Origin of the sequence: Pseudomonas sp. NPDC086278 (genome assembly GCF_050280905.1) — a bacterium.
Taxonomy (GTDB): domain Bacteria; phylum Pseudomonadota; class Gammaproteobacteria; order Pseudomonadales; family Pseudomonadaceae; genus Aquipseudomonas.
Map to the genome: position 1 here is coordinate 1 of NZ_JBNNWE010000001.1, position 20,181 is coordinate 20,181.

The 20,181-nt window shown below is 61.0% G+C and carries 18 protein-coding genes; 10 read left to right on the top strand and 8 right to left on the bottom strand.

The annotated features are described in order from the left end of the window. The 4 genes from ACQKP4_RS00005 to ACQKP4_RS00020 form a co-directional block, all read right to left on the bottom strand. On the bottom strand, positions 1-426 hold a 426-nt coding region (locus ACQKP4_RS00005), incomplete at its 3' end, for a thiamine pyrophosphate-binding protein (RefSeq protein WP_427629210.1). A 92-nt stretch (positions 427-518) separates the two neighbouring features. After that, positions 519-2,564, bottom strand: a complete 2,046-nt coding sequence (locus tag ACQKP4_RS00010; RefSeq protein WP_427629212.1) for a DUF4387 family protein — start codon at positions 2,562-2,564, stop codon at positions 519-521. A gap of 354 nt (positions 2,565-2,918) precedes the next feature. Further along, positions 2,919-3,758, bottom strand: a complete 840-nt coding sequence (gene yghU / locus ACQKP4_RS00015; protein ID WP_427629214.1) for a glutathione-dependent disulfide-bond oxidoreductase — start codon at positions 3,756-3,758, stop codon at positions 2,919-2,921. A gap of 102 nt (positions 3,759-3,860) precedes the next feature. Next, positions 3,861-4,751: a LysR substrate-binding domain-containing protein gene (locus ACQKP4_RS00020; RefSeq protein WP_427629216.1), complete on the bottom strand. Its 891-nt coding sequence runs from the start codon at positions 4,749-4,751 to the stop codon at positions 3,861-3,863. Positions 4,752-4,879: 128 nt separating this feature from the next. Here ACQKP4_RS00020 and ACQKP4_RS00025 point away from each other — a divergent pair, with 128 nt between their 5' ends. From ACQKP4_RS00025 to ACQKP4_RS00040, 4 genes are all read left to right on the top strand, one after another. Further along, on the top strand, positions 4,880-6,226 hold the full coding sequence (locus ACQKP4_RS00025; protein WP_427629218.1) for an NAD(P)/FAD-dependent oxidoreductase: 1,347 nt from the start codon (positions 4,880-4,882) through the stop codon (positions 6,224-6,226). Positions 6,227-6,299: 73 nt separating this feature from the next. Further along, positions 6,300-7,955 carry an FAD-dependent oxidoreductase gene (locus ACQKP4_RS00030; protein WP_427629220.1) on the top strand — a complete coding sequence of 552 codons (1,656 nt, stop codon included), beginning with the start codon at positions 6,300-6,302 and terminating at the stop codon, positions 7,953-7,955. A gap of 4 nt (positions 7,956-7,959) precedes the next feature. Continuing rightward, positions 7,960-9,126, top strand: coding sequence for an NAD(P)/FAD-dependent oxidoreductase (locus tag ACQKP4_RS00035; RefSeq protein WP_427629222.1), 1,167 nt, complete (start codon positions 7,960-7,962; stop codon positions 9,124-9,126). A gap of 73 nt (positions 9,127-9,199) precedes the next feature. Further along, positions 9,200-9,997: a transporter substrate-binding domain-containing protein gene (locus tag ACQKP4_RS00040; RefSeq protein WP_427629224.1), complete on the top strand. Its 798-nt coding sequence runs from the start codon at positions 9,200-9,202 to the stop codon at positions 9,995-9,997. Between the two features lie 57 nt (positions 9,998-10,054). Here ACQKP4_RS00040 and ACQKP4_RS00045 read toward each other — a convergent pair whose 3' ends face one another. Further along, positions 10,055-11,011, bottom strand: coding sequence for a DMT family transporter (locus ACQKP4_RS00045; RefSeq protein WP_427629226.1), 957 nt, complete (start codon positions 11,009-11,011; stop codon positions 10,055-10,057). A gap of 74 nt (positions 11,012-11,085) precedes the next feature. On the opposite strand from ACQKP4_RS00045, the gene ACQKP4_RS00050 reads away from it, so the two are divergent. Beyond that, positions 11,086-11,940, top strand: coding sequence for a LysR family transcriptional regulator (locus tag ACQKP4_RS00050; protein WP_427629228.1), 855 nt, complete (start codon positions 11,086-11,088; stop codon positions 11,938-11,940). A 96-nt stretch (positions 11,941-12,036) separates the two neighbouring features. On the opposite strand, the gene ACQKP4_RS00055 is transcribed toward ACQKP4_RS00050, so the two are convergent. Both ACQKP4_RS00055 and ACQKP4_RS00060 read right to left on the bottom strand, forming a co-directional pair. Further along, on the bottom strand, positions 12,037-13,797 hold the full coding sequence (locus ACQKP4_RS00055) for an L-lactate permease (protein WP_427629230.1): 1,761 nt from the start codon (positions 13,795-13,797) through the stop codon (positions 12,037-12,039). Between the two features lie 113 nt (positions 13,798-13,910). Then, positions 13,911-14,819, bottom strand: a complete 909-nt coding sequence (locus ACQKP4_RS00060; protein ID WP_427629231.1) for a LysR family transcriptional regulator — start codon at positions 14,817-14,819, stop codon at positions 13,911-13,913. Between the two features lie 116 nt (positions 14,820-14,935). On the opposite strand from ACQKP4_RS00060, the gene ACQKP4_RS00065 reads away from it, so the two are divergent. Next, entirely contained in the window at positions 14,936-15,985 is a 1,050-nt protein-coding gene (locus ACQKP4_RS00065) for an SDR family oxidoreductase (protein ID WP_427629233.1), read from the top strand. A 36-nt stretch (positions 15,986-16,021) separates the two neighbouring features. Next, positions 16,022-16,258 (top strand): hypothetical protein, encoded by a 237-nt coding sequence (locus ACQKP4_RS00070; RefSeq protein ID WP_427629235.1) that lies wholly within the window; start codon positions 16,022-16,024, stop codon positions 16,256-16,258. A 31-nt stretch (positions 16,259-16,289) separates the two neighbouring features. On the opposite strand, the gene ACQKP4_RS00075 is transcribed toward ACQKP4_RS00070, so the two are convergent. Continuing rightward, a complete protein-coding gene (locus ACQKP4_RS00075; RefSeq protein WP_427629237.1) occupies positions 16,290-17,141 on the bottom strand; it encodes a CAP domain-containing protein in 852 nt (283 codons plus the stop codon). A 138-nt stretch (positions 17,142-17,279) separates the two neighbouring features. On the opposite strand from ACQKP4_RS00075, the gene ACQKP4_RS00080 reads away from it, so the two are divergent. The 3 genes from ACQKP4_RS00080 (at position 17,280) to ACQKP4_RS00090 (ending at position 20,150) form a co-directional block, all read left to right on the top strand. Then, positions 17,280-17,900: a cell wall hydrolase gene (locus tag ACQKP4_RS00080; protein ID WP_427629239.1), complete on the top strand. Its 621-nt coding sequence runs from the start codon at positions 17,280-17,282 to the stop codon at positions 17,898-17,900. Between the two features lie 251 nt (positions 17,901-18,151). Further along, on the top strand, positions 18,152-19,201 hold the full coding sequence (locus ACQKP4_RS00085; protein WP_427629241.1) for an isopenicillin N synthase family dioxygenase: 1,050 nt from the start codon (positions 18,152-18,154) through the stop codon (positions 19,199-19,201). 1 nt (position 19,202) lies between these two features. Continuing rightward, on the top strand, positions 19,203-20,150 hold the full coding sequence (locus ACQKP4_RS00090; RefSeq protein WP_427629243.1) for a hypothetical protein: 948 nt from the start codon (positions 19,203-19,205) through the stop codon (positions 20,148-20,150). Positions 20,151-20,181: the final 31 nt, after the last annotated feature.

Here is a 20,181-nt window from a genome sequence, read left to right on the forward strand (position 1 = left end):
GTTTTGCGCGGTGATCACCGCATGCGCGCAAGCGACGGGCTCCGCCATTCGCCGAAACAGGTCGTACTCGCCGTCGCCCAAGGTGTGGTGCATCAACGCCCGGGCGTTCTGCACCTTCAGGTTCGGCGTGCCGACCAGATGAAACACCGGCAGGTGTTCGGCATAAGCGCCGGCGATGCCATTGATTGCGCTGAGTTCGCCCACGCCATAGGTGGTGCACACCGCCGCCATGCCCTTGATGCGCGCATAGCCATCCGCCGCGTAGGCAGCGTTCAGTTCATTGCTGCAACCCACCCAGCGCTGTCGCGAGGAGGTGCAGACAGCATCGCTGATGGAGAAGGAATAATCGCCCGGCACACCAAAGACATCGGCAATGCCAAGATCGGCCAAGCGGCCTAATACATGCTGGATGACGGTTGTGGTCATGGGATAGAAACCTGAAATTGCTGCGTTTGAGGGAGGCGAGCCCGGTCTGTCCGGGCCAACCTTCTCGCGTCGTCAAACGGTTGAGCGGTAAATCAGGAAATGCTCATCCGTTCGATTTCCGATTGTTGCTGCGCGCCAAAAACATCACGTTCATTCATGGACCCCGAAATGATGGGTCGATCAATGGTGATCTTGATCGCGTTGCAACTGTGCACCGCAAAAGTGCCGACCACGTTTTTCTCATCCAGCCTGAGCGTGCCGGCAATGGCCGGCGGGCTGAAAGCGTTCGAGCGCAGTGCCCGATCGAATGCCTGGTGGTCATTGAATATGATGTCGAACGTCAGTCTGTTGATGCCGGCATCCTTACTGCGAATGACCGAGGCGATGTCCATCAACTTGACGTTTTTATCGGCGCCGGGCGGCACTGCAACTTCAGCGATTACCGACAGTTTCCGCTCGTCAATCAGCCCGGCGTAGTTTTTGATGCCGATGTCGGTGTATCGGGCTCTGTCTTCGCCCGCCGGTGACCAGTGGGAACCTTCGGCCAGAAAATAATGAATGGGAAACAACTGCTGCTTAATGAAATCTTCATTGGTGAACAAGTGATACAACGACCACTCATAGGCGTCATCCGTGTCCAGATTGATCAGTGACGCTTCACCGATGTCTGCAACCGTGCGGATCGCTGCTACCTGTGCGTCATGATCGGCCGTGATGGATTCGGCATTTTGCCCCGTGGTTCTGATGAGAACGACGGGCGCGGAGGCTGTCGCATCGACAATGGTGAAGGCCGCATTGGTCAGGGCGTCGGGGAATTCCTCGGTGATCAGTTTGATCACTGCCTTCTTTATCATGTCGTAGTTTTTAAAAAACACCGGGTCCCGCGTGCCACTGGGGACCACCGCCCCAAAGGAACCATCGGCTCTTCGGAAACTGATCAAGTTGGGTGAAATGGGGTAGGCAATGTTGCCCGCCGTTGCCTTGCGACCGGGATACCCGTAATGCACCAGGTAATGGGTCAGCAGGCTTGCCAACTCGATGGCGGCATCGGCGCTATCGGCGGTTGTTTCGATAATGATGCCCAGCTCGGCTTCACCTTCTTCCACATGGCGTGCCTGGACGCCATTGCGGCCATAAACCATTACATCGTCAGGAATACGAGAAAGTGCCGCTGGATCGATATGGAGCAGTGAAACCCTTCGAGCGCCCACCCGGGTCGAGCCTTCCAGCTTGATACTCAAAGGCCACGGCTTTCCAGCGTGGACGAACTGACTGCCGCGTATGCCCGCGGTAAAAGCATCGTTGGTAAAGAATTCCGTACCCTCCATGGCCAATACACCCTCTGGGTAATATTGCAGTTGCGGGTGACTTTCTTCGTAGAGTGAATGGGCTGCAATTGAATCAGCGGTACAGCGCCGTTCCTGATTGGGCGCGATGAAAATGGCTGAATTATCGTCGTATATTTCTGCAATCAGGCAATCGGACGGTGATCCCGGCGTACAGGCCAGTGCGCCACATTCCAAAACATGTCCCACGTGATAGGCCAGACCCGGGTCGATCTTTTTAAGAATCATGTCGGCGGCAAACAGCGCAACATCACAGGCGCGCCCTGCAAAAATATATTTCGCGCCTGCTTCAATCGCGCACATCAAGGGATGAATGCCCAGTTGGCCGACTATCGTACTGTTGCGCAGGGCCTGTTCATTCAGGGTCGGCCCATCACCCGTTGGCAAAAGTTTGCCGGCCTTGAATTCTTTAATGACAATCTCGGGGTCAAGTTCGGAAGAGATAGTCGCCACCTTTACACCGCTGATACCCAGCTCTTCAAACACTTCTTTGGCAACGTCGAGCATCCATTGCAGATTCTTATCGCCGCCCGCCATGCCACAACTGCCCAGAATGACCGGGCCAGCAATTTTTTGGCCGGCTTGCGCCATATGACGGAAATCCTGTTTGACCGCCTCGCGCTCGAAATACTGTTTACCCGTTCCCAGGTAATAAGGACCGGCGTCCATTGAGCCTGCGTCGGAAACGATGGCATCCAGGCCACCTTCCAGGGCCTTATCCAGAGATTCTTTGGGGAAGCCATAACCAAGAGCCCCACAGGCCGAAACTACGCGATAGATTACTTTGCCCATTCCAATTTCGCCCCTATGACAAAACGAAATAACTTTGGCCGAACCGCACCGTTTTTAAATCCGGATATACGCTCCGCGAGTTTGTCAGGCCTGTCAAAGCACTTTTTACTATATGTAATACCGGAGTGATGAAGGCTTTTAATGGTTATTAATCGTTGTGCCAAATATCTAGTGAAAGGTGCGCGGCATTCTTAATGCCAGACCACCAGCCATTGCATTAAATAGCGTTATTAATCCTGCTGTTAGTTTGCAGTCATGGCGGACTTTGTTTCGCACGTACAACAATAGCCGCCATTCCAATCGCTCTATCACGCACCTGTCGCCATTGGCGAGAAGGTGCGTGGGTCGAAGCTTTTAGCCCAGATCATCCGCCTGATGCCGTTCGGCTACCTGGCTCGCCTCATCGCCCCAGGTACGGTTGACGCGCTGGCCACGGATGACCGCCGGCCGGTCGGCGATAGCCTGCGCCCAGCGCTGCACGTGGGTGTATTGGTCGGCGGAGAGAAACTCGGCCGCCGAGTACACGTTGTTACGCACCAATTCGCCGTACCAGGGCCAGACCGCGATGTCGGCGATGGTGTAGCGGTCACCGGCCAGATAGGGGCTTTCGCTCAGGCGGCGGTCGAGCACATCCAGTTGACGCTTGGTTTCCATGGTAAAGCGGTTGATCGGGTACTCCAGTTTCTCCGGCGCATAGGCATAGAAATGCCCGAAGCCGCCGCCCAGGTAGGGCGCGGCACCCATCTGCCAGAACAGCCAGTTCAACGTTTCGGTGCGTCCTGCCGGGTCGGCAGGCAAGAAGGCGCCAAACTTTTCCGCGAGGTACAGCAGGATCGAACCGGACTCGAAGACGCGGATCGGCGGTTCCACACTGCGGTCCAGCAGCGCCGGGATTTTCGAGTTCGGGTTGATCTCGACAAAGCCGTTGGAGAACTGGTCGCCGTCGCTGATGCGGATCAACCATGCGTCGTACTCGGCGTCGGCATGCCCCAGCGCCAGCAGTTCCTCCAGCAGGATGGTGACCTTCACGCCATTGGGCGTGGCCAGCGAATATAACTGCAACGGATGCTTGCCGACCGGCAGCACCCGGTCATGGGTCGGCCCGGCAGTCGGGCGATTGATGCTGGCGAACTGGCCGCCAGACGCGGCGTCATTTTTCCAGACCTTGGGCGGAACGTAAGGGGCGTTGCTCACAAGTGGAACCTCCTGATGGGTTTGATGGCGAAGATTAGCCAGTGCGATGTTCACGCGGCGCGCGACGGTTGGCAGGCCAGCAGCGGGGGCAACATAAACGGCTCAACTTTTCGTCCCGGTGGCGGCCACTTCCTGCTCCAGCCAGTCAAGAAACTCGCAAAACCCGGTTGAACGCTTGACCCGCTTTGGATAAACCATGGTGTAACGTGCGCCGGTCACGATGCTGCCGGCATGCACGCGCACCAGCTGGTTTGTCTGCAACTCATCGCGTGCGAGCACGGCGTCGACCAGCGCGATGCCCTGGCCACATTTGACCGCGACGATGGCGGACTCCAGCGTATCGAAGGTCAGGTGCGCGTTATCGGGCCCGGTGGTGTCCGGGTAGCACTCGTCCCAGCGGCGCCAGTCCAGGCGGTCCATGCTCGAATCCACCAGCCGCGCGGTCTTGAGCACGTCTTGCGCGGTCGTATCGACGAGCAATTCGGGCGAGCACACGGGAATCAGTTCCTCCTCCCACAATTCCAACGCTTCGAAGTCGGGCCAGGTGGCGGTGCCGTAGGCGATCATCGCGTCGACGGATTCAAACGCAAAATCCGGAAAGCGGTGATACACCGTGTCGACAGTGACGGTCACCTGCGGGTTCAACCGATAAAACGCGGTCAGCCTTGGAATCAGCCAGCGCGCCGCCATGGTCGGGTGCGCGCGCAGGCTGACGCTTCGGCCCACGGTGGCGAGCATGTGCGAGGCGTCCGAGAGCAGGCCGATGACCTGTTCCGCCACGGGCACCAGTGACCGGCCTTCGGTGGTCAGCACGATTTTGCGCGTGTGGCGCTCGAACAGGCGGCTGTCCAGCCGCGCTTCCAGTTGCGCGACCTGCCGGCTCACCGCGCTCTGGCTCAGGTTCAGTTGCTCACCCGCCTTGCCAAAATTGCCCGTTTTCGCAACGGTCAGGAAAGCCTGTAAAAGCTCGATGGATGGCAGTTGGCGGCTCATGTTTCTATGCGCTCCTCGCATGGGATTAATGCAGATACATCGCTGTTCTTTCGAATGTTCGGGGCACATTCTTAGCTCAAACCCCGACGCTGCGCTACGCGTCATTCATAACTTGACGGTTCCCCCTCATGAATAATCCTGCAGCGGCATTTGCAAACGGGTCGGCGTCGCGCAATGACCTCCTGCCTCGTGAAGTCGACGTGGTGATCATCGGCGGCGGCCTGATGGGGTGTGCGTGCGCCTATTACCTGAGTAAAGCGGGCGCCAAAGTGCTGCTCCTGGAAAAAAGCGTGTTGGCCGGCCAGCAGTCGTCACGCGCCTGGGGCTTTGTTCGCCAGCAATCGCGCGACGAGGCCGAAGTGCCGCTGATGCAAGCGAGCATCGAACTCTGGCGCTCGCTGGAACACGAACTCCAATCTGACCTGGGCTGGCGCAATGACGGTTGTCTGTTCGTCGCCGGCAATGAGGTCGAGCGTGACGGCTACGAATCGTGGCTGTCCGTCGCCCGCAGTTTTTCGGTCGACACGGTGATGCTGTCGCCGCGCGAAGTGGCCAAGAAACTGCCGGGTTACGCCGTGCCGCAACTGGGTGGCTTGTTTACCGCCAGCGACGGTCAGGCGGAACCGACTCTCGTGGCGCGCGCCTTTGCGATGCGGGCCCGGGAACTGGGCGCGCACATTGTTGAGCAGTGCGGGGCCAAAGGCATCGATGTCGCCGCCGGCCAGGTCATTGGCGTTGAAACCGAACGCGGCTACGTCAAGGCAAAAACCGTGGTGTGCGCCGCAGGCGTCACCACCTTCCGCCTGCTGAAGATGCTGGGTATTTCCTTGCCGCAGCAACTGGTCAGGGGCACGGTGGCGCGGACCACGGCCGGGCCAACCCTGAGCGGTATTTCCACCATCGCCAACGGTGTGGGCTTTCGGCAACGGCTGGACGGCAGTTTCAATATCGCCGACGACGCCCATGTCGATGTCGACATGACGCTGGGCCATCTGCGGGCGCTTCATTGGTATGCGCCTTCGCTGTGGGCGCAACGTAAATCCTTTCGCTTTCACCTCAACGGCGCGTGCCTGACCGATCTGCACCAACGCATGCCGTGGTCGCAAGCGTCGCGGCTCGGTCCGGGGATTCACGAGCGTGATCCGCAGATCCACCCCAATGAAAAGGGTTTGGGTAACGCCATGCGCGCACTCAAGGCCGCGTTCCCCGATCAGGTGAATACACAGATTGCCGATCGCTGGGCCGGCGCCATCGACGTGTTGCCGGACGGCATTCCGGTCATCGACGCGCAAACGTCACCGCGCGGCCTGGCGGTCGCTACCGGTTTCTGCGGCCACGGCTTTGCCATGGGCCCCATCGTCGGCAAGACCCTGGCTGACTGGATCCACTCCGGAAATCCCGGGCTGGATATGCACCAGCTGCGCCTGGCGCGATTTGCCGAGGGTGACGTCAAGCCGCCTTCTTCACTGTTCTAGCCGACACCCGCTTTTCAACGCTCACGCCTCAACGCTCACGCCTCAACGCTCACGCCACACGGGGGGAAACACGGTGAAACGACCGAATACACCAAACACCTATTACGATCCTGCGTCGGTGGCCGGTAAAGCGCCGCCCATCAGCGACGAAACCGATATTCTCATCGTCGGCGCTGGCCCGGCGGGCCTGGCGGCCGCATTGAGCGCCGCTGGCCGGGGCCTGCGTGTCACGCTGGTGGACGAAAATCCAGTGCCGCTCGACACCATGGGCGAAGATGTGCCGCTGCATTTTGGTGGGCGAATGGGCGCCGCCGTGTCGAACCGCAACAGCGTGTTGCAGTCCTTGCTCGACGCCCGGCCGGAGATTGCCGATGCGCTCGAAGCCGGTGTCGACGTACGCCTGGGCACAGCGGTCTGGGGTCTGTTTCCACAGCAACGCACCACGGCGTGGATCGAAGGTCCGGTCGCTGGCCTGGCCGATGACGAAAACGCCTCGCTGCTGCGTTTCAAGCAGGTGATCGTCGCCGCTGGACGGCGCGACATGGGCCTGGCCTTTGATGGCTGGGACCGTCCCGGCGTCATGGGCGTGAGTGCCGCGCATCGGCTGGCAACGGTTTACGAAGCGCTGGATTGCAAGCGCGCCGTGCTGGTCGGCAGCGACACGCAAGCGTTGGTGTCGGCTCATGCGCTGATCGGCAAAGGCGTACAGATCGCGGCCATCATTGAACAAGCCTCAAGCATCAGCGGTGATCCCGCGCTGCTCGAGCTGCTGGTCGAGCAGGGCGCTCAGATCCTGACGGGGCATGTGGTGCGCGAAGCGGTGGGCGATGCCTTCGGCGTCAAGCGCATCAGCGCTGTCGCCGTGGACTCGGCAGGACGTCCCGTCAGCGGGTCGTCGCAGGCGATCGAGTGCGACACCGTGCTGCTGGGCGTGGCTGCCATTCCGGCCATCGAACTGGTCGAGGCCGCGGGCTGCCGCACATCCTTTCAGGCCGACCGTGGCGGCCATGTCACCGATACGGACGCCGCGCAACGCACGTCGTTGCCGTTCATTCTGGTGGCCGGTGACTGCGCCGGTGTCTGGGCGTCGAAAAGCCTCGACGAAAACATCGCTCGACGTGAAGGCCGGATCGCCGCGCACACCGCATTGACTGCGTTGGGTGTCGAGATCGCCCAAGAGGAAATTGCGCCGCTGCCCGACCAACCTGCCGGTGATGTGGCCGCCAATCGCGCCGCTTGGGTGCTTGCGTCCACCGTATACGCACAGAACGAACCCTTCGTGTGTCAGTGCGAAGAGGTCACGGCCAGCGAAATTCTGGACCAGCAGCCGCCGCGTTACCTTGAGTGGACGCCCACCGACGCTGCGTTGCAGAGCACGATGATCAACGCCTCGCCCAACCCGGACGTGACCAAGCGCCTGACCCGCGCCTGCATGGGCCCTTGTCAGGGACGCCGTTGCCGCGAACAGGTGGCAACGTTGCTCGGCATCGGCGCCGGTGTGAGTGTCGCCGACATTGCGCTGGCCTCGTTTCGTCCGCCGGTGCGGCCACTGTCCTTGCACCAGGTTGGTCAGGTCGAGGAAACACCGAACCTGCAAGGCCACTGGGATGCCTGGTTTGACATGCCGTCGCAATGGACGCCGTTCTGGCTGTGCACCGGGCAGCAGACCGTCGCCAAGCGCCCGCTAGACGCGGCCCTTCCTACCCCTGCGCCGCATAACGAGGGCTGACACCATGGCAATTACCAAATCGTCTAATCATGCTTCTGTCGTCATCGTCGGCGGTGGCGTGACCGGATTGAGCGCCGCCTGGTGGCTGGCTCGCGATGGCGTCGATGTGTTGGTGCTCGACGCAGGTCTGATCGGTTGGGGCGCTTCGGGCCGTAACGGCGGAGGTTGCTCGCATCACCACAGCCCGCTCTTTCTCGAAGAACAGCGGCTCTGGCCATTGATGGACGAATTGCTCGGTTACCCGACCGAGTATCGCCCGGACCGCATCAGTATCGACCTCACCGAACACCAGGTTTCGATCGATGAAAAAGTCGTCGACGAAGTGACCCACTACGGGTCGCGCGTTGATCGTCTGGACCCGCAACAAGTTCGGGATCTGGTGCCCTTTGCCGGTGATAACGTGCTGGCCGGCTACTACTACCATTTCGGCGGCCACGCCAACCCGCACCGCACCCTGCAGGCCTATGCGTGGGCTCTGAAAAATCTGGGCGGGCGTGTGCTCGAACACACCCCCGTGATCACCATCGAACGCCAAGGCGACCGCGTGACGGGCGTGCGCACCGCACAAGGCTTGATTTCCTGCGACCACCTGGTGATTGCCGCCGGTCCGCATACCGGTGAATTGGCGGCCCAACTCGGCATCGACATTCCGCTCGTCACCGCACGCGCCGAGATGATCGTCACCGAACCGCTGCCGTTGTTGGAAGTCGGCGGTGTCGATGGCAACGGCTTGTATGGCCGGCAAACCCTACGTGGCAACCTGGCGTATGGCGGCGGTCCGCACGAATGGGTCGATCTCGCCGATGTGCGTGGCACGCGGGCGCACTCGACGCCTTTGCAGTGCAGCATCGCCAAACGGCTCGCCGACCTGTTCCCCAAGGTCGCGCACAAACGGGTGATTCGCAGCTGGGCCGGGTTCATCGAAAATACGCCGGACGGGCGCCCGGTCATTGATCGCCCGGCGGCGCTGGATAACGTTACGGTGGCGACCATGTCCGGTGTCGGTTTCGGGCTGTCGCCAGCGAGCGGGCATGCCATTCGCGACCTGGTCGTCGACGGCACCTGCAGTTTCACCGACTTGTCGACGTTCTCGCTCTCGCGTTTTTCGGCGCTGGAGTCTGACTGGCAAGCCATCCAGGGATGGGTTCCATTGCCCGTGCCGGGCGCCTAGAAAGCTGATTTAAAGTGATGCACGCAGTAGAACCGTTACAGGCAACCCTCCTACTAAAAAGAAGGCATTGATCATGAAACGAATGTTCCGCAATTTCGCTTTGCTGGCCACTATCGGCATGACGTTGTGTTCCCTTGCGACGCCCGCCAGCGCTGCACAGGAAAAGTTGCGTTTCGGCGTCGCCGCCGAACCGTATCCGCCGTTTCTGGTCAAGACTCCCACTGGTCAATACACCGGCTTCGAGCCTGACCTGATCCGCGCACTCTGCGATCAGCTCAAAGCCGAGTGCGAGATCAAGGAGGTGGCGTGGGACGGCATTATTCCAGCGCTGCTCGCCAACAAATTCGACGTGCTTTTCAACTCGATGGGCATCAGCCCGGAACGGCAGAAAGTCATCGCCTTCTCGCGTCCTTACTATGAAACCACTGGTATTTTCGTCGCCCAGAAAGACGCGAAGCTGACGCTGACCCCGGAAGGCCTGGCCGGTAAATCCATCGGCGTGCAGGGCTCGACCACCAACGCCGAGTTCGTTCGCACCGCTTACGGCGCCACGTCGAACATCCGTATCTACACCACGCAAGACGACTGCAACGCCGATTTGCTGGCGGGCCGCATCGACGTCATGTTCCTCGACAAACTCGGCGACATCGACTTCCTGAAATCCAAAGAAGGCCAGGATTACGCGGAAATCGGCACCGGCAGCGTCAAGATGGACCCGCTGCTGTATGGCTTGGGTGTCGGCGCGGGCCTGCGTCCGGGTGATACCGCGCTCAAGGCGCGCATCGATCAGGCTCTGACGCAGTTGTATGATTCGGGCAAGTACACGCAACTGTCGCAAAAGTATTTTGAGAAAGATCTCTGGCCACATTGATATCGGCCACACAGGGTGATCGCGGGTGAGGGTGGAAGGCGCCAGCACCCGCTGAGGTCAATGCTTTGAACACGCGACAGGCGAACGGGCCTGTCGTGCTTCTGCCCGTACCACCAGCCAGATGCCGACGCCGGACACCGCCATCCCCGAGGCCATTTGCCAGGACAGCGGTTCGTCGAACATGGCCCAGGCCCACAGCATGGTAATGGGCGGGCTCAGGTACAACACGCTGGCGACCCGGGTCGCTGTCGCGCGGCGCAGGCAAATCCAGTAGAGCCCATAACCGCCCAGGGTCGACAAACCCACCGTCCATAAAACGCTTAAGGCAAACCCGGCGCCGGGTATCGGCTCCAGGCTGCCTTGCGCACCTTCGACAACTGCGAAGACCACGCTCGACACGCAACATTGCAGCCAGAGGTTGGGCAGCAGGCCCATTGCTGCCGAGGCGGGCAAATGCTTCTGCCACAGTGTCGCGACGGCGAGCGACAGCATGCCGAGCAACGGCAGGCCATACGCCCATAAAGGCGCATGACCCCACGCCAGCGCGCCATGCGTTACCAGCATCACCCCAGCCAGACCGATGCTCAGCCCGATCCAGATTTGCCAGCCCAGGCGTTGCCCCAGGACCACGGCTGCCAGCAATGCCATGCCCATCGGCAGCAGGTCGGCGAACAGCGCGGCAAGTCCGGCCGGCACACCCAGGGCGATGCCTTGTGTGACACCCGCCAGGTAGCCCGCCATCGCCAGCAGGCCGATGCCGGCATTTTTCAGCAGTACGGCCAGCGGGGTCCGCCGTAATGATTTGGCGACGAAGGGGAACAGCAGGAGCGTGACCACCACGCAGCGCCAGAACACCACCAACAAGGCCGGCGCGTAATCAATCGAAAATCGTGCGCCGATGAACCCGGAACTCCAGGTCAGCAGCAAGCCTGCCTCAAGCAGCGGCAGTGGCAGTGTCTGGCGCCAGTCAGGCGGGGTTTTCTGGTCGCTGGCAAGCGTGATGGGCAAGTTCATTGCCACAGACTACGAAGTTGCCGTGGTCTAACAAATCAAAATATAGTGCAGCACTCATTCATGAAGATTGAACAATGGCAGCGATCCTCGACATCGAGCTGGTACGGACTTTTCACGCGGTGGCGCGTATCGGCAAATTCAGTGCGGCAGCCTTGCAGCTGCACAAGAGCCCGGCGGCTGTGAGCGTGCACATCCAGCGCCTGGAAACCATCGCGGGCGGCCGTTTGCTCAACCGCGATAATCAGTCGGTGTCCCTGACAGCGCTGGGCAAGCGATTGCTGGTGTCCAGCGCGGAACTGCTGGCCACCCATGACCGGGTGCTGGCCGACCTGCAGGGCAAGCATTTGGCCGGACGCATCACGTTGGGGGTGCCCGATGAATACGCCACCCATGTCATCCGCGACATCCTCCCGACCTTTGCGGCCGCGTGGCCCAACGTGGTGCTGGAACTGAAAACCGAACCCAGTGACGCACTGCGTGATCTGGTACAGCGTGGCAAGCTGCAAGCAGCGGTGATTGCCCAACCCAAAGGGCAACTGACTGCGGATGCCCTCGTGCTGGTCTCGACCACACCGGTCTGGGTCGGGCCCGCCAACGCGACACTGGCCTCGATGGACCCGCTGCCATTGGCCGTGCATGCGGCGCAATGCCCTTATCGGCAAGCCATGCTGGCGTCCCTCCAGCACAGCGGCCGCCGGACCCGCGTCGTGCTCGAAAGCCCCTCCAACCAGGCCGTCAAGGCGTGCGTGGAGGCCGGTCTGGCAATCAGCCTGATCGACCGCGCCGGTGTGACCGCAGACATGCAGATACTCGACGGATTACCCGCCATTGCCGAGCATGAAGTGCTGTTCTTGCGCTCGCCGTCAGCCGCGGACGACGAGGCGGTGAACCTGCTTTCGCGTGCCATGCAGCACGCTTTCCGGTTGTAGGCTCGGGGGCTGCTTTATACGGCCAGTTGCCGGTTACCGTCGTGGATGAAGTTCACCAAGGCGCGCAGCGGGTAGGGCAGGCAACCGTGTCCCGAATCAGTGCCCGACCACCATGTGCGTGAACGGTGCTACGTAGGCCTGCAACGTCACCAGCCCGCCAACCAGAATCGCCAGGATGATCGAGTGGAAGAACACGTACCGCAGAATCTCCCCCTCGTGCCCATACCAACGCGTTGCCGTTGAAGCGACGACGATGGATTGCGCATCGACCATCTTGCCCATGACCCCGCCGGAGCTGTTGGCCGCCGCCATCAACACCGGGCTGATGCCCAATTGCTCGGACGTTACCCGTTGCAAGCCGCCGAACAGCACGTTGGAGGCGGTGTCCGAGCCGGTCAGTGCCACGCCGAGCCAACCGAGGAGGGTGCCGAACATCGGATAGAAAATACCGGTCGCGGCGAATGCCAGGCCCATGGTTGCGTCGAGTCCCGAATAGCGCGTGAGGTAACCCAGGGCCAGCATCGCGGCAATGGTGATCAGCGAGTAGCGCACCACCCATATCGTGCGCAGGTATTGGCGCGCCAGTTGCGGGATCGAATAGCCCATCAGCAGGCCGCCGAGGATCGCGGACAGCAGGATGCCGCTGCCAGTGGCGGTGAACCAGGTGAACTTGTAAATCGCCTCTTCGGTTTTCGGCGCAGGCACCACCGGCGGCACTTTTTCGACTTGCAGGTGCAGGGTGGTGAAGGTCACGGCCGGCGAGAAGATTGGGTTGGCCTCGCGCATCGGTTTGCCCTGCGGGTCGAGCTTGGCCGAACTGGTTTGCGGGTCGATGGCCGGGCGCGTATCGAACATGTTTTTGAAGCCTTGAGTGCCCCAGGCGAAGACGAAAATGGTGAGGATGATCCACGGCATCCAGGCGCGCATCACCGCCGGTTTTGCATCGCTGGAAAAGGTCGCGCTGGCCTCGGTTTTCTGTTCGTGCTCCGGGTCGATTTTCGAGTTGTCGACGCGCCCCGACAGCGCGGCGGAGGTGTGCACCGTGGCGGGTTTCCAGACTTTGAGGAACAAGGTCAGGCACGCCATGGAAATCAGCGCGGCAATCACGTCCACCAGCATCGGCCCGTGGTAGTTCGAGACCAGGAACTGTGGCACCGCGAAGCTGACCCCGGCGACGAGGATCGCCGGCCAGATCTCCAGCATCTTGCGCCAGCCGGCGAACGCCCAGATCAACCAGAACGGGACGATTACCGAGAAGAACGGCAACTGCCGCCCGACCATCATCGACAGCTCCATCTCGTCCAGCCCGGTCACTTTGGCCAGGGTAATGATCGGCGTGCCCAAGGCGCCAAATGCGACTGGTGCGGTGTTGGCGATCAACGCCAGGCCCGAAGCGGCCAGCGGCGAGAAGCCGAGCCCGATGAGGATGGCGCCGGTCACTGCCACGGGGGTGCCGAAACCCGCCGCGCCCTCGAAGAACGCCCCGAAGCAGAAGGCAATCAGCAGCAATTGCAGACGTCGGTCGTCGGTGATGCGCGCCAGGGAATCCTGCAACACCTTGAACGAACCGTTCTCGGTGGTCAGGCGGTGCAGGAAGATGATGTTGAGCACGATCCAGCCAATCGGCAGCAGCCCGTTGACGGCGCCGAACAGCGCCGCCGAGCCCGCCATGTTGGCCGGCATGCCGAACGCAAAAATCGCGATCAACAAGGCGGACGCCAGCGCGAGCAACGCCGCCATGTGCGCCTTGATATGGAAAAATGCCAGGGAGGCCAGCATCACCACCACCGGCACGGCGGCCATGACGGTTGAAAGCACTGGGTTATTGAACGGATCGTAGATTTGCTGCCAGACCATGTTCCACCTCTGCTTTTTATTGTGGGTAGCGCAGGCCCCGGGCGGGGTTGGTGGAATGGAGTATAGGTGGCATTACGCCGCTGTCTTGTCGGTCCTCATCGACCGGGAAATCCTCAAAAAGGCGCGCAGGCCACTTCAACGGGGTGAGCCGCCATCCACTCTTTGAGATGCGCGACAAAACTGCGCACGGTGGGCGCGATATTTTCTCGGGAGGGATAGACCGCATAAATGCCGCTCTGCGGCTCAATGCTCCAGTCGGCTAAAGCCTCCACCAGCACGCCCGAGCGCAGGTCATCGCCGACATGCCAATCCGCAAGCAGCGCCACGCCATGGCCGGCGACGGCCATCTGGCGGACGACTTCGCCCATGCCCGATTCGAAACGGCTGCGCATCTTCACGGTTTTTTCGACGCCAGCTCGGGCGAAACTCCAGCGATTTTCCTTGCCGATAATCAGCCCGTCACACGTCGCCAGGTCCTTGGGCGAAGTGGGCATGCCGTGTTTTTCCCAATAAGTCGGCGCCGCGCAGATCAGCCGTCGCGATGGCGAAATCTTCTGGGCAATCAGTGTCGAGTCCGCCATGACGCCGTGGCGAATGGCGAGGTCGATGCCTTCTGCTACCAGATCAACCATGCGGTCTGTCGGGTGCAGCTCGACGATGACTTTCGGGTAGCGCGTCAGGTAATGGCTGAGCGCGCTGGATAAATAACCTCGGGCAAACGTTGCCGAGGCGGTGATTTTCAGGCGACCGGTGATCTCGGTGGCATTGGACAAACCGCGTTCGGCATCCTGCACGCTGGCGAGAATGGCTTGTGCGTGTTCGTAGAGGGTCTGGCCATCCGGCGTCGGGCTGAGCTTGCGCGTGGTGCGATTGAACAGCCGTCGCCCGAGGCGATCCTCCAGCGACAGCAGGCGCTTGCTGCCACCGGCGGCGGTCATTCCCAGGCGTTCCGACGCCGCCCGGATGGAGCCTTCTTCAAACACCGCGCTGAACAAGCGCAACTCGTCAATGGAATCGAGCATTCAATTAGCAACCAATAGGACCGAAAGATTCAATAACTATCGCCTATTACATTCTTTTTTTCGATGATAAATTTTGTTGATCTTGCAATGTCATCGAATGGAAAGAGGATCGACCCATGAGTAATTCCCATGTAGCGCTGGTGGTAGGCTCCAGCGGCATTATTGGCACCGCGCTAGTGGAAGCACTGGTCAGCGCGCCGGGCTGGACCGTGCGCGCGCTGCGCAAGACGTCGGTCGAAGGCGTCGAGACGATTGATTGCGATCTCAGCGATGCGCAGGCGACCCGCGCCGCACTGGCCGCCGCTGCCGACACCACGCACGTGTTCTACGCCGCGTTGCAGGCTGATCCGGACCTGGCGCGCGAGTCCGAACTCAATACCGTCATGCTGCGCAATGTGCTCGATGGCCTGAAAGCCGTCGGCGCACCGCTTGAGCGCGTGGTGCACTTTCAGGGCGCCAAGGTCTATGGCGTGCATTTGGGGGCCGGCGTGGCGCCGTTTTATGAGGACGATGCGCGGCACATTGCGCCGAACTTTTATTACGCCCAGGAAGACCTGTTGCGTGAACGTCAAGCCAGCGAAGGCCTCGATTGGACCATCCTGCGGCCGGACGTGGTGGTGGGCGATATCGCCGGCAACCCGATGAACATTGCGCTGGTGATCGCCGTGTTCGCGGCATTGAGCAAGCAGGCCGGCGTGCCGTTGCGCTTTCCGGGCTCGATGCGCACCTATCGCGAAGTGATTGCGCAATTCACCGATGCCCATTGGCTCGCACGGGCCAGTCTGTGGGCCGCCCTGGCCCCGACGGCGCGCAATGAAGCATTCAATCTGGTGGGCGAACCGTTCCGCTGGGAACGCCTGTGGCGCACTGCGGCCCAAACACTAGGCATGGACGTCGCGCCGCCGCAGCCGTTCTCCCTCGCGCGGCACATGCCCGGCAAAGCGGCGGATTGGGAACGCCTGGCCAAAGCGCACAACCTGAGCACCTTGCCGTACGACAAGCTGGTGGGCTGGCCGTTTGGTGATTTCATCTTCAACACCGAGTTCGACATGATCTCGGACATGAACAAGATTCGTCGTGCGGGGTTCACCGAAGTCGTCAACAATGAAGAGGTCATGATCAACGCATTGAAACGGCTGGTGGAGAAGGGGGTTATTCCGGGTTAACCCTTGTCGATCTGTTAACGATCAGAGGAATACGTGATGACTGAGCGCCATATCGAGCACAAGGAAACGCTGTCCAACGGCTGCACCATCGAGGTGAAAGCCGAGATTTTGCGGGATGGCTCCCTCAAGATGTTCATCGGCGTGTACAAGCCCGATGGCTCGGTCATCGAAGAAGACCACAACCCGTCCCCGCATTTGCTGGACATGGAAGACGCGATGCAGTGGGCCATCGAGAAAGGCAAAACCATCGGCAACACCCAGCAGACGTTGTAAGAGCGGTGCAGCACCGCTCTTACCGTTGTTCTCACTGCGTGCCGAACATCGCGGTCCAGTAGATGCCGGCGTCGCTCTTCGGATCGGTCGCGTAGGCGGCGCCCAGTTCGCGGAACTGCGGGTTCATCAGGTTGGCGCAATGACCGGGGCTGGCCAGCCAGCCATCCACCACTTTGCGCACGGTGTCCTGGCCGGCGGCGATGTTCTCGCCGATCTGCTGATAGGTGTAACCCGCCAGCTCCGCCCGGTCGCCCGGCGTATGCCCATCCTGGTCCTGATGATCAAAGTAGTTTTTGTTGGCCATGGCCCGGGAGTTGGCTTCGGCGGCGGACGCCAGTGTCGCGTTCCAGGCCAGCGGGGTCGTCGCGGCAAACGGCTGGCCGCCGCACTGACGCGGTTGGGTACGAGCCGCGTTCAGCGCTTGCAGCAACTTCTGGCCTTCCTCGGCGGTGCTGCCCAAACGTGCCGCCAACAGCGGACGCGCCAGCACAATGCGCCAGTCGCGGCCTTCGTGGCTGATGCCGACATCGATAAATTGCGGGTTCAACACGACCTGGCAGAAGCTTTCCTGGATGGCTTGCATGGCGGACTGCGCATCACGCGGGCCGTTCAGGGTGATCGCTTGCACATGGGCCATCGGGTACGACGCCCGCGCCATCGCCTGTTGCAAGTCGACGGCGCCGGTGGCCGCCAGAATCAGTCGCGGATCGCTGGTCAGCGGCGGCAACTCCGGCGAGGCCTGGCCGGCGCAACGCTGCACCTGGCTGCGATAGACGTTGATCGAGTCGGCCAGCTGCGTGTCTTCGGACGCGATGGCCGTGGCGGCAACGACCAGGCCCAACGACAACGCCGTAAAACGCAAAACGGATGATAAGACGTGCATGAAAACCCCCTAGGACGGACTGCGCCCATGATGCGCGAAATCACCCCGTGGATGGCAATGCCTTTTTGCACGTTGTCACGGAACCTCTGACATGATTTGGCTACTACACTGAATCGACCTTCCCAGAGTGCTTCCACCATGTCCGTTAAATGGATAGCTGCCTTCCTCGCCATCAGCGTTTTTGCCGGATACGCCACCGCCGACGACCTCGAGCAAAAAAAAGAAGTGGCTGAAGACAAGGCTCAAGTGCTTGAGCAAAAAGCCGCGGAGAAAGGCAGCGACGTGCCGGTGCCCAAATCCCAGGCGATCACCCAATCCGAAGTCCAGGCCGTCGACCCGGCCGGCAAGGCACCGCTGGACGATGCGATCACCTGCATGGCCCGCTCCATTTACTGGGAAGCCAAAGGCAAGGACACCGCCGACATGGAAGCGGTCGCCAACGTGGTCATGAACCGTCTCGGTCACGAAGGTTTTCCCGACACCGTGTGCGCGGTGGTCAAACAAGGTTCGGAAAAACATGCCTGCCAGTTTTCATGGTGGTGCGATGGCAAAGCGGACACGGTCCAGGAAGAAGCCGAATATGCGCTGGCCAAGGAAATCGCGCGCAAGGCCCTGAACAAACAACTGCCGGATCACACCGGTGGCGCGATGTATTTCCATGACCGGACCGTGAGGCCGGACTGGGCCGACAAATACACCAAAACCGCGAGCATTGGCAGGTTCCAGTTCTACAAGCCGCGTGATGGGGCGGCGAAGTAGCGACGGTGCTGCGCAAGCGCCATTCTGGTGCTGTTCGTGCGCCGACGAATCACCCCGCAGAACCGTGATGTTCGTTTAAAAACAATCAGATACGGGCTTGCCGAGTGCCACGAAGCGACGTGGCACGCACCTTGCTAAATTTCCGATGCACCGCTTCTGGTGCGCTTGATCCGGGACGACCCGGAGGCCTCACGGCTCTGCGATATCTGGACGACCAGGTGACATTTTGACTAATCATCAGGAGGTTACTTATGGCGCCCACGCCTCGAATTACCCCTCACGCAGCGTTCGATTCCTTGCCCCTCGTGGACATCCACGGGTTGTTTTCGAGCGTCGAAGCTGAACGCCTGACCGCCGCCGATGCGCTGGGAGCCGCCGCCTCGCAAGCCGGTTTTTTGTATGTGACCGGTCACGGCGTCGACCCGCACATCATCCAGAGGCTCAAGCAACGGACGGTGGAATATTTTGCGCAGTCGACCGAGCAGAAGATGCAGGATTACATCGGCCTTTCGAGTAACCACAGCGGTTATGTGCCCGAAGGCGAAGAGCAATTTGTCGAGGGCAGCATCGATCACAAGGAAGCGTTCGACGTCGGGTTCGACTATCGACGGCTGGGCGGGCAGCGGCCGATGCTCGGCGCCAATCGCTGGCCGACGCTGCCGGGGTTCAAGGACGACATCAAGGCTTACTACGACGCCGTGTTCAATCTCAGCCTGACCCTGTTTCGAGGCTTCGCGCTGGCGTTGGGCTTGCCGGAAGACGCCATCAGTCAACGGGTGAATAACCCACCCAGCCAGTTGCGGCTGATCCATTACCCGTTCTCGCCGGACGCGCCGGTCGACCGTCCAGGGATCGGCGCGCACACCGATTACGAGTGCTTCACCATCCTGCTGCCGACTGCGCCGGGCCTCGAAGTCATGAACGGGGCAGGGCAGTGGATCGACGTGCCACTGGTGGACGGCGCGTTTGTGATCAACATCGGCGACATGATGGAAGTGTTGAGCAACGGCACCTACGTCGCCACCGCGCATCGCGTGCGCAAAGTCGGCCAGGAGCGGTATGCGTTTCCGATGTTTTGCGCCTGTGATTACGACACGGTGATCGAGCCCATCGCGCAACTGGTCGACCCGGCGACACCGAGCCGCTATGGGCCGGTTGTCTGCGGCGATCACCTGTACGCGCAAACCCTGCAAACGTTCCGCTACCTCAAGCAACGCTTGGCGGCCGGCGAGTTGCGCTTGCCTGACGGCGCAAAAGGGCTGTCGTCGTTTGGTCGTGTCGCCGTCGCGGAGGAGGTCTGACATGCACTTGCTTGAGCTCGTTGCCCGCCACCCACAACAGCCGACCCACGGCGTTCCGGACTGGATGCTCGGCTTCTACAAACGCCGTGCGATCAGCTTCGCCAACGGCCTGACCGATACACAAACCCACGTCTGCTGGTTTCAAAGCCGCACGTTCACCATCGACCTGCGCCTGCCACTGGAAGACCGGCAAGTGCCGGCCAGAGCATTGCCGGAATACAGCGCGCAAGAGTTGCAGACCCTGGCCAATTACGAAGGCTGGGAGGCGTTGTGTTCGTGGGAAGGCGAGGTGTTGAGTTGGCACACCGATACCTCGTTGCAGGTGCACAACCGCTGGCCGGAACCCGGAGTGTTGAAGCGCATCGGCAATTGCATGATCGAGTTCGCGCCCAGCGGTGCCTATGTCGAAGACTGGCGATTGCAGTCATCGGCGCCGGGCGCTTTGATCGGTCTTCGTTTGATCGAAGACAAGGCGCTGGAAAGCGGCATCGTTCAGCACCGTGGCGGTGGTCTGATTGTCTGCGGCGAGCATGCGGCCATGGTGCTCGGGCGCGCCGACCCACTGCCGGCCAGCCCGGACGGCGAACCGTTACGCGACTTGGTCGCCCGCCACGCCGACGATCCGACGTGGCTCAAGCGCGCTTTCAATTTCGAGACCTCGGTGGCTCAGGGTGCCCTCGAAACAGGCTTCGGCGTGACGCTGTCGACCTGCGCCGGACGGCTTGGACAACCCCTGACCCCACTGGACGGTTTCGAGGTGTTGGCCGACGGCAAACACGTCACCCAAAACCTGATCATCGACGGTGTTGCCCGACAACGACTGTTCGTGATCGACACGCTGGAACCGACCGTCAGTTTTGCCCAGGCCACCGGTTTCACTTGCGGCGCCGCGCAGTGGTACGAGCGTGAATCCCCGACCTTGAGCCGCTACACCCAGCCGCTCGTTTGATTTCAACGCGTCACCCATTTCATAACCCGTG

Coding starts and splice junctions, on each gene's coding strand:
- ACQKP4_RS00010 (WP_427629212.1), bottom strand. CDS start 2,564: ATGGGCAAAGTAATCTATCGCGTAGTTTCGGCCTGTGGGGCTCTTGGT.
- ACQKP4_RS00020 (WP_427629216.1), bottom strand. CDS start 4,751: ATGAGCCGCCAACTGCCATCCATCGAGCTTTTACAGGCTTTCCTGACC.
- ACQKP4_RS00025 (WP_427629218.1), top strand. CDS start 4,880: ATGAATAATCCTGCAGCGGCATTTGCAAACGGGTCGGCGTCGCGCAAT.
- ACQKP4_RS00035 (WP_427629222.1), top strand. CDS start 7,960: ATGGCAATTACCAAATCGTCTAATCATGCTTCTGTCGTCATCGTCGGC.
- ACQKP4_RS00040 (WP_427629224.1), top strand. CDS start 9,200: ATGAAACGAATGTTCCGCAATTTCGCTTTGCTGGCCACTATCGGCATG.
- ACQKP4_RS00045 (WP_427629226.1), bottom strand. CDS start 11,011: ATGAACTTGCCCATCACGCTTGCCAGCGACCAGAAAACCCCGCCTGAC.
- ACQKP4_RS00050 (WP_427629228.1), top strand. CDS start 11,086: ATGGCAGCGATCCTCGACATCGAGCTGGTACGGACTTTTCACGCGGTG.
- ACQKP4_RS00055 (WP_427629230.1), bottom strand. CDS start 13,797: ATGGTCTGGCAGCAAATCTACGATCCGTTCAATAACCCAGTGCTTTCA.
- ACQKP4_RS00060 (WP_427629231.1), bottom strand. CDS start 14,819: ATGCTCGATTCCATTGACGAGTTGCGCTTGTTCAGCGCGGTGTTTGAA.
- ACQKP4_RS00065 (WP_427629233.1), top strand. CDS start 14,936: ATGAGTAATTCCCATGTAGCGCTGGTGGTAGGCTCCAGCGGCATTATT.
- ACQKP4_RS00070 (WP_427629235.1), top strand. CDS start 16,022: ATGACTGAGCGCCATATCGAGCACAAGGAAACGCTGTCCAACGGCTGC.
- ACQKP4_RS00075 (WP_427629237.1), bottom strand. CDS start 17,141: ATGCACGTCTTATCATCCGTTTTGCGTTTTACGGCGTTGTCGTTGGGC.
- ACQKP4_RS00080 (WP_427629239.1), top strand. CDS start 17,280: ATGTCCGTTAAATGGATAGCTGCCTTCCTCGCCATCAGCGTTTTTGCC.
- ACQKP4_RS00085 (WP_427629241.1), top strand. CDS start 18,152: ATGGCGCCCACGCCTCGAATTACCCCTCACGCAGCGTTCGATTCCTTG.
- ACQKP4_RS00090 (WP_427629243.1), top strand. CDS start 19,203: ATGCACTTGCTTGAGCTCGTTGCCCGCCACCCACAACAGCCGACCCAC.